The sequence below is a fragment of the Methylotenera sp. genome (assembly GCF_030684185.1).
Taxonomy (GTDB): domain Bacteria; phylum Pseudomonadota; class Gammaproteobacteria; order Burkholderiales; family Methylophilaceae; genus Methylotenera.
Window position 1 is genome coordinate 22,582 of the sequence record NZ_JAUXOY010000030.1, and the last position, 15,170, is coordinate 37,751.

15 protein-coding genes are annotated in these 15,170 nt (G+C 43.3%); 9 read left to right on the forward strand and 6 right to left on the reverse strand.

Annotation, left to right across the window (positions count from 1 at the left end; genetic code table 11):
* Positions 1–4: 4 nt before the first annotated feature.
* From Q8J82_RS12220 to Q8J82_RS12235, 4 genes are all read right to left on the reverse strand, one after another.
* The gene (locus Q8J82_RS12220; RefSeq protein WP_305328401.1) at positions 5–2,305 is read right to left on the reverse strand and encodes a bifunctional (p)ppGpp synthetase/guanosine-3',5'-bis(diphosphate) 3'-pyrophosphohydrolase; all 2,301 of its coding nucleotides are present in this window, start codon (positions 2,303–2,305) and stop codon (positions 5–7) included.
* A gap of 51 nt (positions 2,306–2,356) precedes the next feature.
* Positions 2,357–2,569, reverse strand: a complete 213-nt coding sequence (rpoZ, locus tag Q8J82_RS12225) for a DNA-directed RNA polymerase subunit omega (RefSeq protein WP_304890708.1) — start codon at positions 2,567–2,569, stop codon at positions 2,357–2,359.
* Between the two features lie 84 nt (positions 2,570–2,653).
* Positions 2,654–3,265: a guanylate kinase gene (gene gmk, locus Q8J82_RS12230; RefSeq protein ID WP_304890709.1), complete on the reverse strand. Its 612-nt coding sequence runs from the start codon at positions 3,263–3,265 to the stop codon at positions 2,654–2,656.
* Between the two features lie 54 nt (positions 3,266–3,319).
* Positions 3,320–4,186, reverse strand: coding sequence for a YicC/YloC family endoribonuclease (locus Q8J82_RS12235; protein ID WP_305328402.1), 867 nt, complete (start codon positions 4,184–4,186; stop codon positions 3,320–3,322).
* A gap of 211 nt (positions 4,187–4,397) precedes the next feature.
* On the opposite strand from Q8J82_RS12235, the gene Q8J82_RS12240 reads away from it, so the two are divergent.
* The 6 genes from Q8J82_RS12240 to hemW are packed head-to-tail and all read left to right on the forward strand — an operon-like array spanning position 4,398 to position 9,168.
* Positions 4,398–5,357, forward strand: a complete 960-nt coding sequence (locus Q8J82_RS12240; RefSeq protein WP_304890711.1) for a serine/threonine-protein kinase — start codon at positions 4,398–4,400, stop codon at positions 5,355–5,357.
* Positions 5,358–5,408: 51 nt separating this feature from the next.
* On the forward strand, positions 5,409–6,338 hold the full coding sequence (locus tag Q8J82_RS12245; RefSeq protein WP_304908808.1) for a PP2C family serine/threonine-protein phosphatase: 930 nt from the start codon (positions 5,409–5,411) through the stop codon (positions 6,336–6,338).
* A 25-nt stretch (positions 6,339–6,363) separates the two neighbouring features.
* Positions 6,364–7,110: a ribonuclease PH gene (rph, locus tag Q8J82_RS12250; protein WP_305328403.1), complete on the forward strand. Its 747-nt coding sequence runs from the start codon at positions 6,364–6,366 to the stop codon at positions 7,108–7,110.
* Complete coding sequence (gene rdgB / locus Q8J82_RS12255) at positions 7,103–7,702, forward strand: RdgB/HAM1 family non-canonical purine NTP pyrophosphatase (protein ID WP_305328404.1); 600 nt, start codon at positions 7,103–7,105, stop codon at positions 7,700–7,702. The genes rph and rdgB overlap by 8 nt, the downstream gene beginning before the upstream one ends.
* Positions 7,695–7,925 (forward strand): hypothetical protein, encoded by a 231-nt coding sequence (locus tag Q8J82_RS12260; RefSeq protein ID WP_305328405.1) that lies wholly within the window; start codon positions 7,695–7,697, stop codon positions 7,923–7,925. Before rdgB ends, Q8J82_RS12260 begins: the two co-directional genes overlap by 8 nt.
* 4 nt (positions 7,926–7,929) lie before the next feature.
* Positions 7,930–9,168, forward strand: a complete 1,239-nt coding sequence (gene hemW, locus Q8J82_RS12265) for a radical SAM family heme chaperone HemW (protein WP_305328406.1) — start codon at positions 7,930–7,932, stop codon at positions 9,166–9,168.
* Between the two features lie 13 nt (positions 9,169–9,181).
* Here the strand turns inward: hemW and Q8J82_RS12270 are convergent, their stop codons facing one another.
* Together Q8J82_RS12270 and argH are read right to left on the reverse strand one after the other, a co-directional pair.
* On the reverse strand, positions 9,182–10,723 hold the full coding sequence (locus Q8J82_RS12270; RefSeq protein ID WP_305328407.1) for a FimV family protein: 1,542 nt from the start codon (positions 10,721–10,723) through the stop codon (positions 9,182–9,184).
* A 78-nt stretch (positions 10,724–10,801) separates the two neighbouring features.
* Positions 10,802–12,205, reverse strand: coding sequence for an argininosuccinate lyase (argH, locus tag Q8J82_RS12275; RefSeq protein ID WP_305328408.1), 1,404 nt, complete (start codon positions 12,203–12,205; stop codon positions 10,802–10,804).
* A 165-nt stretch (positions 12,206–12,370) separates the two neighbouring features.
* Between argH and Q8J82_RS12280 the strand changes: the two genes are divergently transcribed.
* From Q8J82_RS12280 to hemC, 3 genes are all read left to right on the forward strand, one after another.
* Positions 12,371–13,363 carry a sensor histidine kinase gene (locus Q8J82_RS12280; RefSeq protein WP_304892176.1) on the forward strand — a complete coding sequence of 331 codons (993 nt, stop codon included), beginning with the start codon at positions 12,371–12,373 and terminating at the stop codon, positions 13,361–13,363.
* The gene (locus Q8J82_RS12285; RefSeq protein ID WP_304892175.1) at positions 13,360–14,118 is read left to right on the forward strand and encodes a LytTR family DNA-binding domain-containing protein; all 759 of its coding nucleotides are present in this window, start codon (positions 13,360–13,362) and stop codon (positions 14,116–14,118) included. The genes Q8J82_RS12280 and Q8J82_RS12285 overlap by 4 nt, the downstream gene beginning before the upstream one ends.
* Positions 14,119–14,180: 62 nt before the next feature.
* The gene (gene hemC, locus Q8J82_RS12290; protein ID WP_304892174.1) at positions 14,181–15,152 is read left to right on the forward strand and encodes a hydroxymethylbilane synthase; all 972 of its coding nucleotides are present in this window, start codon (positions 14,181–14,183) and stop codon (positions 15,150–15,152) included.
* Positions 15,153–15,170 lie beyond the last annotated feature (18 nt).

The window sequence follows — 15,170 nt, forward strand, 5'->3', positions numbered from 1 at the left end:
CATATTATTGAGAAGATTTTTTTGCACCATTACCAGCGGCATTACCTTTAGTTCTGTTAATTCGCACCACATCAGGTATTTTGCGTAAACCACGCATTAACTCTGCTAAATGAATACGGTCTTTAACCTGTACGGTAAAGTAAAGGTTGGCATATGCACTACCATCTTCTTCTTCTACACTGACATTATCAATATTAGAACCTGCATCGGCGATGCCTGAGGCAATTTTTGCCAACATGCCTGGTTGATTTGCCACGGTTAAATTGAGATTAGTTTTATATAAACGCTGACTTTCCGGCTCCCATTCCACGTCTAGCCATTTATCCGGGTCCAAACGGAACTTGCGTATTGCCGGGCAATCATGTGTATGAACGACCAACCCTTTATCTTTATTGATAAAACCTAGAATTGGGTCGCCTGGAATCGGTCTGCAACACTGTGCAAATTGCACCGCCATACCTTCTGAGCCACGTATGGTGATGGTATCTAAGGACTTTTTAGTAGTTTTACCAAAAATCTTGCCTAAGAACTTGCCTCCCAAAAATCTACCTATGGTGCCCTCGGGCGGCTCCACTACAACTTCTGCCATCGCTAATAGTTGATGCGCCACCATCACATTTTGACGCTTACCCAGACCGATATCAGTCAAGATTTCCGATTTCTTTTTAAGTCCATAATCGCGTATCAGTTTCTGCCAGTGCTGCTCAGTCACTTGATTAGGTTCGACATGCAAAGCACGTAAAGCCTGGTTAAGCATGCGTTCACCAAGCTGTGCTGATTCAGTCGATTGTTGCGCCTTTAAGAAATGGCGAATATGCGCGCGCGCGCGGCCTGTAACTACATAGTTAAGCCATGCTGGATTTGGCTTGGCGAGTGAGCCCGTGATAATTTCAACGTGGTCACCATTGTGCAACTCCGTCCGCAAAGGCGCTAATTCGTGATTGATTCGGACCGCCACACAACTATTGCCAATATCAGTATGTACCGCATAGGCAAAATCTACAGCCGTGGCACCCTTAGGCAACGCCAAAATCTTACCTTTGGGAGTAAATACATAAACTTCGTCTGGGAATAAATCAATCTTAAGGTGCTCAAGAAAATCCAGTGAATCCGAGCTCTCGCTTTGGATTTCTAACAAGCGCTGCAACCATTGATGCGTTTGTTGCTGCAGGGCAGTTAATTGGGCATCACTTGCCTTATATAGCCAGTGCGCGGCAACACCTGCATCGGCAATATTGTGCATCTCTGTGCTACGAATCTGCACCTCAATCGGCGTACCGAACGGGCCAAATAAAGTCGTGTGTAAAGACTGATAACCATTGGCTTTCGGAATCGCAATATAATCTTTAAATTTACTGGGGATTGGCTTATATAGCGCGTGCAGTGCACCTAACGCAAGATAACAACTAGGTAAGTCTTTAACAACTACTCTAAAGCCGTAAATGTCATAAATTTGCGAGAACGTCGTCGTTTTACCACTCATCTTCTTGTAAATACTGTAAAGATGCTTTTCTCGACCCGACACTTCCGCATCAATATTCAAACTAATCAATTGCTGCTTAATTGACTCTAATATTTTACTGACGACTTCTTTGCGATTACCCCTGGCGGCCATAATAGCTTTAGAGATAGCGCGGAAGCGCATAGGATAAAGATACTGAAAGCTTAGATCTTCAAGCGCTTGGTAAATATCATTTAAACCCAGCCGGTTGGCAATGGGTGCATAGATTTCCAGTGTTTCCTTGGCGATGAGTTTTTGTTTTTCAGGTTTCATCGCCTCCAGTGTTTGCATATTATGCAAACGATCTGCCAGCTTCACCAATATCACTCGCACATCTTGTGACATGGCAAGCAGCATTTTCCTGAAGTTTTCTGCCTGCGCAACGCTTGCGCTTTGAAATTCAATTTTATCTAGCTTAGTGAGTCCATCGACCAATTCGGCTACTTGCTGACCGAATTTTTCGGCAATATCATGCGTCGTAATCTCGGTATCTTCTACCACATCATGCAACAATGCCGCCAAAATAGTAGGCACGTCCATATGTAAATCGGCCAATATACAAGCCACCGATACAGGATGCGTGATGTACAGCTCACCCGTTTTGCGCACTATGCCTTCGTGTGCCTGAAAAGCGAAGCGATATGCGCCCCACACTTGTTCAATATCTTGAGGTTTTAGGTATTGCTTAAGACGTAAGCTTAGGGCTGAATCCTCGCTGTCCGCAGGCAGCAAGGGTGCCGAACCTAATTGTGTCGAATCAGGTCTTGATGATTCCGCGTTATGATGTGATGCGGTTTTTGGCATGACGCTTTCACTACAAAATATCTAAATACTGATGTATTTAACTATATTATTTTAAGAGTGGCTGCGATTTAAAATTTCTACACCAATTTTACCCGCTGCAATTTCTCGCAATGCCAATACAGTAGACTTGTCACGCAAGCCTTGCGTATTAATGAGCGGTTCAGCGCCATTATGCAGTTGACGCGCGCGGTAAGCAGCGACTAAAGTCAACTGAAAGCGATTTGGGATTTTGTCTAAGCAATCATCTACTGTAATACGTGCCATGATGGTGTTTCCTGTTGTTAGCTACAATGAAAATAAAAGGTATGCATAAATATGCGTAAAGCAATTACGAATAATTTAGGCTGATTATGTAAGTGTTTGAATCAAACTTGCATAGCGCTGAAGTTGAACTGAACTTACAAGCCGCTGTGCGCGGATAATTGCGCTAATGTCTTGTAACGCAACATCAAAATCATCGTTGATTGTAACATAATCAAACTCACTCACGTGGCGCATTTCTGTCCTTGCGGCTGCAACCCGCTTGGCAATCACTTCTGCACTATCTTGACCGCGACCATTAAGTCTGCGTTCCAAGGCTTCAATTGATGGTGGCAATACAAAAATGCTGATTGCCTGTGGATACAAGCGGCGTACCTGCGCCGCACCCTGCCAGTCTATCTCTAAAATAACATCGAAACCTGCCTGCAAAGGTGCTTCCACAGCTGATTGTGAAGTCCCATAACGCGCATCATGCACTTCTGCACTTTCCAAAAACTGCGCTTCGCCCAACATACGTAAAAATATTACGTCATCCACAAAATGATAATCCACCCCATTGACTTCGCTAGGCCTAGGGTTGCGTGTCGTGTGGGAGATGGATAGTTTCAAATGCTCGTCTTTTGCCAGCAAGGCTTTAATCAAGCTAGTTTTGCCTGCCCCAGACGCCGCAGTGATAATAAAAAGGTTACCTGTTGTCATGCGCTTATTTTACGATAAATTTAGTTGATTCCATTGCATTAGCTATTCTATATTTTATTCAATATTCTGAATCTGCTCGCGCATTTGTTCTATCAGCACCTTTAGCTCCATTGACACCTGCGTAGTTTGCACTGAAACGGATTTTGAACCTAAAGTATTCGCTTCTCGATTGAGCTCCTGCATCAAAAAGTCTAAACGCTTGCCTGCTGGTGCGTCGCTATTCAAAATACGTTTTACTTCAGAGACATGTGCCGTTAAACGCGTGAGTTCTTCATCCACATCGATGCGCTGGGCAAATAACACCAACTCCTGCGCGATGCGCTCTTGGTCTATATTTTTAAGGCTTTCTTGAAGTTTACTTTCCAGCTTTGCCTGATATTCTTTGGTGAGTGCGGGTAATAATGGCTTTACTTTGGTCACCAATGATTCAATTTGGCTAAGCCGCTCTAACACAAGCGTTTTTAGCTTTTCGCCTTCTCGGCCACGGGAGGCGTTAAGGTCTTTTAGCCCATTCTGTACCAGTTTCTTAACATCGTCTATCAGCGTGTCGGTACCTATTACATCGTTTATCACCACCCCAGGCCAACGCAAAATATCGGCAATCGTTAATTGGCTGCTTTGTGGAAAATTCAACCGTGCTTTTTCTTGCATCGCCGCCAATTGCTGCATTAAGGCATCATCTAATTGCATCGCTTTACCAGCTTGAACGCGTTGTATTAAATTGATTTTGCATTCAATTTTGCCGCGGCTTAATTGCGCGCTTATCAACTCGCGTATGCTGGGTTCCAGACTTCTTAAATTTTCATCGAGTTTAAAATGCAAATCCAGATAACGGCTGTTTACTGCGCGCAATTCCAGTATCAACGTTGCGTTATCTAAGGGTTGTTCTAGTGCGGCAAAACCAGTCATGCTGAATGTCATGGGTCAAATTCCTAATCAAAACCAATTAAATTGGCATCATGGTATCAAATACAGGCCGTTTCATGCCAAAATAAAAAAATAATTATCTACACAAATAACTTTAATTACAGTCAATTACGCGTTATATTGCTGAATGTACTCTAACTTTTAGAGCAACATTTAGCTTGATTTAAGCATAATTAAAATATCCTACAGAACAAATATATATCAAGTGTCAGCTACTGAGAATTTTGCTCTACCTACCGGTTACCAGTTACAAGACTACGAAATCAGAAAAGTCTTAAGCTCTGGCGGGTTTAGCTTCGTCTATTTGGCGCGTGATAAAGACAAAAATACCGTCGCAATTAAAGAGTACTTACCTACATCTATCGCTTTACGTACCGAAAGTGCGACAGTGGTGCCTAATGTTGATGATGTTGTGCTTTTTAGGCGTGGGCTTAAATGCTTTTTTGACGAGGGTTTGTCGCTCGCTAAAATCGACCATAAAAATATCGTACGCGTACTTAATTTTTTTCGTGCGAATGAAACCGTGTATATGGTGATGCAGTATGAACGTGGAAAATCGCTGCAAGAATATATTTTGGGGCAAACAAGCTTAGTTTCAGAACAATTTATAAGACGGGTATTTAGCGAGTTATCCAATGGCTTGCGGGAAGTGCATACCCATAAACTTTTACACCTAGATATTAAGCCAGCCAATATCTACATTCGACTAGATGGCTCTCCGGTACTGTTAGATTTTGGCTCTGCGAGGCAAGCATTAAGCGAAAATCTAGAAAAATTCTCGCCCAGCTATACTCCTGGTTTCGCATCACCAGAGCAATATTACGATAGAAAATTATTGGGTCCCTGGAGCGATATTTATAGCATAGGCGCAACAATGTACTCTTGCCTGACACGCACATCGCCACCAGCCGCCAATCAGCGGATTAAAAATGATTTACTCATTCCGGCAGTCAAACTAGGCAAAGATAATTACTCTCAGAATTTACTGGAAATTATTGATAAATGCTTGAGTTTAGATTACCTTGAGCGTCCGCAAAGTGTGTTTTCATTACAAAAAGCATTGCTGGATACTAAACCTGAGCCCAAGAAAAAAACCAGTCTGGTGAATAAGATTGTTGATGTGCTGAATAAACCCATCTCCATGAAATCAACGTCCGCTAAATAAAAACATAATAAAAAAACGCTGAATAAACCCACTCTTAACAAATAAATTGCCATGAAATTTACTATTTACCAAAATAGCCTGCAAGGACCGCGCCAATATAATCAGGATAGGCTGGCTTACTCTTACAGTAAAGATGCCTTATTGCTCGTGGTGGCAGACGGCATGGGCGGACATCGGCATGGCGAAATCGCAGCGCAACTTGCAGTCACCACCATGACTGATGCTTTTCAGCGTTTAGCCGTACCCACGCTTTCTAGCCCTGCCAAATTTTTAATCGAGCACATTCAACAAGTCCACGACATGATAGACCAGCTTACGCAAGAGCGCGAAATGCTGGAGTCGCCACGCACCACAATCGTTGCTGCAGTAGTGCAGCGTGGTGTGCTGTATTGCGCGCATGTGGGTGATTCTCGGCTTTATCATTTTAGAGATGGGCACTTGCTGTATCGCACCGAAGACCATTCAATAGTGCAATCTTTGTATAGCAAGGGCATTATCAATAAAGATGATATGTCGACACACCCTTATCGCCACAAAGTATATAGCTGCCTGGGCGGAGACATCCCTCCAAAAATTGACCTTTCTGATAGGCAAGAATTGGCCGAAGGCGACACTATTTTATTATGCACTGATGGTGTTTGGGGTGCCGTTGCAGATGGCCAAATTAAACACATACTCAACCGTCCATCGATTACTGACGGCATTACAGCTTTACTCAATAAGGCTGAAAGCGCCAGCCAGGAACAAGGCGACAATATGAGTGCGATTGGCTTACAATGGGGCGATAAGCAAAGCAGCAATTTGGCCGTTTCGACTATTTCTATGGCAATGGGCACAACCACAACCATTATGAATCCAATTACTAATCCAAATCAGCAAAACCAGCCAGATGGCGCAACGGACATAGACTTAACCGACGATGAAATTGAAAGTACCATTGAGGCAATACAACAAGCCTTACTAAAAACCAAACGTAAGTAACCGACACTACCACAGGATTAGCAGCATGCAACCCAGCCAAACTATTTCAAACACCATAAGGCCCAGTCAACGCGCCAATAACCAATTGCGCGATGTTGAAATCATCCGCCATTACACCAAACATGCTGAAGGCTCTGTACTGGTAAAATTTGGTGATACTCACGTACTTTGCACCGCCAGCGTAGAAGAAAAAGTGCCTGGTTTTTTAAAGGGTAAAGGGCAAGGCTGGGTGACTGCTGAGTATGGCATGTTGCCACGCTCTACCGGCAGTCGCATGGATAGAGAAGCTGCAAAGGGCAAGCAATCAGGTCGCACACAAGAGATTCAGCGTCTGATTGGCCGCTCTTTACGCGCTATTATTGATTTAGAAAAATTAGGTGAGCGCAGTATTCATATGGATTGCGATGTCATTCAAGCCGATGGTGGAACACGCACCGCCAGCATCACAGGTGCTTATGTAGCACTGCATGATGCAATTACGACTTTATTAACGAGCGGCAAGATCACTGAAAGCCCGCTCAAACAATCCGTAGCTGCAATTTCTGTAGGCGTTTATAAAGGCTTACCTGTGCTGGACTTAGATTATATTGAAGACTCTGATTGCGATACCGATATGAACGTGGTCATGACGACTGACGGCGGTTTTGTTGAAATTCAAGGCACTGCTGAAGGCGAGCCATTTAGTCGAGATGCAATGAATGACATGCTAACATTAGCTACACATGGCATAGCGCAGCTCATTAACAAACAAAATGAGGTATTAAGTGTTTAGCAAGCTTGTCATTGCCTCAGGTAATAAAGGTAAGCTGCGAGAAATTCAGCACATACTCTCACCTCTGCAAATTGAAATCATCCCGCAATCTGCACTTAATGTTCCTGAATGCGAAGAGCCTTTTTGCACGTTCATCGAAAACGCGCTCGCTAAAGCGCGCCATGCCAGTAAACATACCGGCCTGCCGGCTCTCGCGGATGATTCCGGCTTATGTGTAGATGCCCTGCAAGGTGGGCCAGGCGTGCTTTCTGCACGGTTTGCGGGCGAGCCCAAGTCCGACGAGAATAACAATCAAAAACTACTAGAAGTCATGGCTAATGAAAAAAACCGTCATGCGCATTTTTACTGTGTGATGGTACTAGTACAGCACGAACACGACCCAGAGCCTCTCATCGCTGAAGGTCTGTGGGCAGGCGAAATCTTGACTGAATATCGCGGCACAGACGGTTTTGGCTATGACCCGCTTTTTCTTGATGCCAAAACTGGAAAAACTGTCGCTGAACTGCCACTGGAAATCAAAAGCCGCATCAGTCATCGTGGGCATGCAATGACAAAATTATTACAAAAACTAGAACGGCTAAGTCATGAATAAGCCTAATAACGAAGCATGGCCTAGATGGGTGCGGGATGACAACAGCGTTGTTTCCTGCACCGAAAAAGTAAAAGTCATGACTGAGAACTTTGACGAAATCAAACAAATTGCCCAAGATGCATTTGAAGACGGGTTGTTGATGGAAGTGAGTGAGGCACAAATGCGTGAGGCACTTCATCATCTTGTTGATGCTTTGGTGAATCCATATCAAAAAAATCATTGAAATTATGGCGGCGGCAACATTTAGCCCCAAGCCGATTAACAGCATCGCGCCGTTAGCGGGAGAGGCTACTTTATCTGGCCTGACCAATCCTCCCCCGCTGTCGTTATACATTCACATTCCGTGGTGTGTAAAAAAATGTCCGTATTGCGATTTTAATTCACATGAAAGTCGCCACAAAATTGGTCAAAATCCAGAAAAAAGCTTCCCGGAATCCGCTTATGTGGATGCGTTGATTGCTGACCTTGAGCTTGCCACGCCCAAAGTATGGGGAAGAAAAATCAAAAGTATATTTTTTGGTGGTGGTACTCCTAGCTTATTCTCGGCCGAATCTATAGACCGTATTTTAAGTCATGTGCGTATGCTCACGCCGCTGGAGTTTGATGCAGAGGTCACGCTGGAAGCCAACCCTGGCACTGTAGATGCTGCCAATTTTGTTGGTTATAAACAGGCTGGTGTAAACAGGCTGTCATTAGGCATACAAAGTTTTAATAATGACTATTTAAAAGCTTTAGGCCGTATTCACGATAGAGACCAAGCGTTTCAGGCAATAGAACTTGCACTTAAAACTTTTGAGCAAGTAAATTGTGACGTGATGTATGGGTTACCAAATCAAAGCTTAAAAGACGCCATGCAAGACGCTCAAACAGCAGTACAGCTAAACCCGGCGCATTTATCGTTTTATCATTTAACGCTAGAACCCAACACGCCGTTTTACCGTACACCACCCAGCCTGCCAGACGATGACACTAGCAGTGATATGCAGATTGAAATTGAAAAATTGCTAGCGCAACATAGCTATGAGCATTATGAGACTTCGGCCTTTGCGAAGAAGGGTAAACAAGCCAAACATAACCTGAATTATTGGCAATTTGGCGATTATTTAGGTATCGGTGCGGGTGCGCACAGCAAATTGAGCTATCACGATAAAATTACCCGCGAAACACGTGCTAAACACCCTAAAGCTTATATGGAACAAGCTTTACAGGGTAAGGCAATAGAGCGCAAATGGTCGATTAGTCAAGATGAGCTTGGCTTTGAATTTATGATGAATACATTGCGATTGACTGATGGTGTGCCGTTAGATTTATTTCAGCAGCGAACTGGTTTGAATATTAAACGGCTAGAAACTGCCATTAAAAAAGCTCAAAGCAAAGGATTATTAATCATTGAGAACGGTAAAATACAGCCAACTTTGCTGGGGCAACGTTTTTTAAATGAACTGCTTGAGCTGTTTTTAGTTTAACTGAAAAATATCTTTAATCGTCATGCGCCAGCTTCTCTCGCACATCTAACAAGTCACGCAGCAGCATAATTTCTTGCAAGACCTCCAGCCCAAACCCAGCTCGTTCACTATCTCGATTATCAGTTAACAGTGTATCTAAATAAGCCTTTGTTTCCGCAGATTTTTCTTCGTTCATATCGCAATAAGTCCAAAGTTCGATAATGTGTTCCATGACATGAGGGAACTCTTCTAAACTAGTTGCAACAACCATAGGTAGCGGTGCGTTATCCCATGTCGGCAGCATTACATTAAAAGTCTGATGCAACTGCTTTGCGTAATCTAAAAATTCTTCTTTTTGATTGGTTTGGCGGTAAATATCCAACAAAGCTAACCAATGATGCAACGAAGTTTTAGGGGTCGACTGAATCTGTGATTTTAATAGCATAATCGCTTCTCTTTGGCGATTAATATTGACGTATATTTTGGCTTGCTCCAACACCATATCCCCCTCTGCCTTATTTTTCATAGACATGATTGCATCCAAATCATTGTCCATAATGTCGGCAGATAACTCGCTTGGCGTCTGCCTGTTGTCCGCTTCATCAACTGAAGATGTTGCGCTAATGAATTCTTTTTTATCCATGGGCTGCAGACTATCAGCCGTAAAATAGCTAAATTTTCTCGCCTGCCTACGCCTATAAAGGAACACGGCAAATGCCAGCCCCAACACAAGCATTAATGCGGCAATCTCTAATAAATACCTGGAGAAAAACAATTCTTGTTCTTTACTGACAGCTGGCAAGGTAGATGCTGGCGATTTAGCTACTGCTGGTATAGAAACTGACGGATTAACCACTGGTGGTGGAGTGGCTATAATTTTTACAGCGTCATCTTTAACCTTAACCTCATCTGGATTCTTTAGTTTATTCGCGACTGCTTCTGTCGCTGGTATTGGTACTGGTACTGCCATTAAAACAGGGCCATCAGGCAAAGGTTTAGAGATAGTGTCAGGTTCAGGCAGGCTCTGGACTCGCTTTACTTCGACATCAAGCGCCACCATGACTTGCTGTAAATGCGCTAATTTTGCATTCAGCTTATCTAAGTCTTGCTTGAGTTTCTCATTTTTCTTCACCAACGCTTCATAATCAGCCTGCATTTCAGGGCTTAGTGCAAACTTCTCAGCATCCTTAAGGCCATAACTCATATGCAATTTTGGCTGCTTGCCGGCACTTGCTGATTTAGTTGGTGCAGATTTGATTTTTCCGCTATATTTAGCCAAGGATTTGATATCAGGAATAATAATCAAACTGGCCTGATTAGTCGTGGTGTAAGCGTTCAGATTAGGGCGAATTTCACCGCTAAGCTGCAATGTTTTTCGAATAAACAAGCGCTGCATTTTTTTGTTTTTTGGATAAAACAAGGCGGCTAAACTTTGAACACTTTCACCAGAAAGTAATGGCCAAGTAATATTGGTCGATTCCTGATCCGGTGCTGATTCTAATACTTGCAAAGTCGTCTGTTCAGTTGACGATGCATCCTGCAGCATATTTTCAGCGAGCGAAAAATTACTATGCATAGCAAGCATGAATGCCAATGCTACGTTAAGTTTTTTGAATTTTTTATCGCTAAAAATCAAATTTTATTGTTCACTTTGCTAGTTGATTGATTTTCTGGCGCGAGCAATCGCCGCTTTTACTTGTGCAGGCGCAGTTCCGCCAATATGATTGCGGCTGTTCAGCGAGCCTTCCAGCGTTAGTACGGCATAGACATCATCACTGATTTCTGAAGCAAAATGTTGCAAGCTTGCTAACGGCAAATCACTTAAATCTACTTTTTTATCAACCGCGTAACGCACGGCTAATGCCACAACTTCATGCGCATCTCTAAAAGGCATGCCCTTTTTAACCAGATAATCCGCTAAATCCGTGGCAGTAGCAAAACCTTCACTCGCTGCCTGGCGCATGTTTTCCTTGTTTACGGTAATGCCACGCATCATATCTGCGTAAATTTCCAAAGTCACAAGCAAAGTATCGGCCGTATCAAACAGCGGCTCTTTATCTTCTTGATTATCTTTGTTATAAGCAAGCGGCTGGCCTTTCATTAAGGTAAGCAATGCCGTTAAATGCCCATAGACTCGTCCCGTTTTTCCGCGCACCAGTTCTGGCACATCGGGGTTCTTTTTTTGCGGCATAATTGATGAGCCAGTACAAAACCTATCTGCAATGTCAATAAAAGCGAATCTTGGCGAACTCCAGAGAATCAGTTCTTCAGATAATCTGGATAGATGCGTCATGACCAATGATGCTGCAAAGGTAAATTCAATGGCAAAATCTCGGTCAGAAACCGCGTCTAATGAATTTTCGCAAACACCGTCAAAATCTAATTTTTTCGCAACCAGCTCGCGGTCTATCGGATAACTAGTCCCTGCTAACGCCGCTGCACCCAATGGGAGTTTATTGATGCGTTTTCTACAATCAACAAAACGCTCTGTGTCACGCTTGAGCATTTCAACATAGGCCATTAAATGATGGCCAAGCGTCACTGGCTGCGCTACCTGCAAATGCGTAAATCCTGGCATTACAGTGTCATAATGCGCTTCTGCCAAATCTAACAAACTAAGCTGTAGTTTTTTTAAGCCCAGAATCACGTCATCTGCAGTTGCTCGTAACCACAACCTTACATCAGTTGCCACTTGGTCATTGCGGCTTCTGCCAGTATGTAAGCGCTTACCTGCGTCGCCGATTTTATCAGTCAGGCGCTTTTCAATGTTTAAATGTACATCTTCCAAATCTAATAGCCATTCAAACTGACCCGCCTCGATTTCTAGCAATATTTCAGCTAAACCAGCTTCAATCGCATTAACATCATCCAGGCTGATGATTTTTTGTGCGCCTAACATTTGCGCATGCGCAATGGAGCCTTGAATATCGAATACCGCCAAACGCTGATCAAACCCGACTGAAGCTGTATATTTTTTCACCAAATCGGCAACTGGCTCGTTAAATCGACCTGACCAACTGGAATTTTTTTTATTAAGAGCACTTTCTTTTTGTGTCACTATAGATTTCTCGTTTAATCGTTATTTTTGTAATTCAAGTTTGAAATTGCCTTTTTGCCATTTTTTGCGCAATTATCAAAATATTGTTTTAATAATAATATACTTATATGATAAGTATAATGCAAAACACAATGACATCGATGCAGTCCAACACAAAAACTGAGCATGAGAAAATCTAACAGATTGCCAAATATGCGTAATTTGGGCGTTAACTTACGCATATTAGTCATCGTCAACGCTGCACTAGCCCTAGCTGCTATGTTACTCAGCAGCAGCTTGATTGATTTTTCAATTCTCATTACATCGATCTCCGCCATAGCGCAGCCTATGCTACTGACATGCCTATTGTTACTCTATGTAAGCTATCCTTTACTCGTTAAAATAAGTTACAGGCAGGGTATTACAGCAATTCTCTTGATAATACTATTCACCTGCAGCAGTGTGTATTGGCTGATTTCGCAGTTAATGATATTTAACAATTTGCCTAGCAGTTCACGCACGCTTTTTTATGTATTTATTGTAAGTGTAATTACCTTGTATTACTTTAACCTGCAACAACGCGCCTATTCACCCGCAATTGATGAGGCGAGACTACAAGCACTACAAGCGCGAATTCGGCCACACTTTTTATTTAACTGCATCAATGCAGTGCTGTCACTAATTCGCAGCCAGCCTAAGCAAGCTGAAGCGGCCTTAGAAGATATGGCGGATTTATTTCGCGTGCTTATGGCAGATAACCGGGATTTAGTTCCGCTAGCGCAAGAAATCGCGTTATGCAGACAATACTTAGCGCTTGAAAAACTGCGTCTGGACGAACGACTGATCATTGAATGGAAAATAGATGACATGCCGCCAGATGCTCTTATACCGCCGCTGTTATTACAACCATTAATTGAAAATGCGGTATATCACGGCATTGAACCCTTGGCAACCGGCGGCAAAATTACCATCCAGATCTATACCAAACGCAATGAAGTACATTTAATTTTGAGCAACCCTTATAGTGTGAAAAGTACGCGGCATATTGGCAGCCAAATGGCGCTTAAGAACATTAAAGAGCGCTTAACTTTACATTTTGACCTTGAAGCTTCACTAAAAAGCAGCCTGTCAAATGGTGAATATCAAGTGCACATTACTTTGCCGCATACGACGAAATGACCAATGCGCTCAAACTATTAATTGCAGATGACGAAGCGCCGGCGCGCAACCGTCTACGTGAGCTTTTAAGCGAGATGAGTCATATAAATATTGTTGCAGAAGCAAAAAATGGACAAGAAGTGCTAAACCTAGCCAGCAACTACCAGCCCGACATTGTGTTACTGGACATTCGCATGCCAGGCATTGACGGCATTGAGGCGGCTCAGCATTTGCAGAAAATGGCAAAACCGCCAGCAGTGATTTTTACCACGGCATACGATAGCTATGCCATGCAGGCCTTCGACATGAATGCGGTGGATTATTTATTAAAGCCAATCCGTATCGAGCGCCTGCAAACGGCCCTGCATAAAGCACGCGCCTTATTACCTAAGCAGCTCGAAGCACTTCTAACATTTAGCCCGCAGAAAACGCATTTTAGCATCACAGAGCGTGGTCGTATTTTATTAATACCAGTTGCTGATGTGATTTATTTACGGGCTGAGCTTAAGTACATCACCGTGCGTACCGCCGAAAAGGAATATATTTTGGAAGAATCCCTGAATAATTTAGAGCAAGAATTCGGCAATATTTTTATCCGTTTGCACCGTAATTGTTTGGTGGCTAAAGCTTATATTTTAGGCTACGAAAAACGTTATCAAGAATTCAATGAAGAAGGCAATAAAAGCACTGAAAAACACTGGGTAGCCTTATTAAAAAACACCAGCGAAACCATTGCGGTCAGTCGTCGCCAACAACACTTGATCCGCACGACTTAAAAGCTAAATCTTTGCTTGTGTTAAAATAAAACATCTTAAATTAAATCACACTTTCTCAGCTCATGACCATTTCCAGTGCATTAAGCTCATCCTCTACCACCCAAGCTCTTGGCAAGCTCGTTATTGCCTCACGCGAAAGTCCGCTTGCGATGTGGCAAGCACTCCATATTCAAAGTCGCTTACAAGCACTTTATCCAGAAACCATCGTTGAGATTCTAGGCATGACCACGACTGGGGACCAGATTTTAGATACCCCTTTAGCCAAGGTTGGGGGTAAAGGTTTGTTTGTAAAAGAACTAGAAATGGCTTTAGCAGATGGTCGCGCTGATTTAGCGGTGCACAGTATGAAAGATGTACCGATGAACTTGCCAGAAGGTTTCATGCTCGTAGCGACAGCTGAAAGGGAAGACCCGCGTGACGCTTTTGTTTCCAATGACTTTGCGTCATTAGAAGACTTACCTTTAGGCAGCATCGTTGGCACATCAAGCCTCCGCCGCCAAAGCCAGCTTCAAGCGCGTTTGCCTCATTTAAAAATCGAATCTTTACGCGGCAATCTGCAAACCCGGCTTCGTAAGCTTGATGAAGGCCAATATGACGCGATCATACTCGCTGCTGCCGGCTTGATTCGACTCGGACTTGGTGCACGCATTCGTGACGTGATTGCGCCCGAGCTTAGCATTCCAGCAGTAGGCCAAGGTGCATTGGGCATTGAAATAAACGCTAACCGCCCTGATTTGATAGCAATTCTTGCGCCTTTAAATCACCCCGATACGCAAGTATGCGTTGAAGCAGAGCGCGCAATGAGTCGTGCCCTTGCCGGTAGCTGTACTGTGCCACTTGGTGCCTATGCCACATGCGAAGCTGATCACATTAGCATCACAGGTTTTGTTGCGAGTGTAGATGGCAAGCAGATGCTTATTGAAACCGCGAGTGGTAATAGAAATCAAGCAGATGCTTTGGGAAAAGCATTAGCAAATCAACTGCTGGCAAAAGGTGCAGACGAAATATTATCAGCACTAGATGGCCATAAATAAACACATGCACACAGAAAA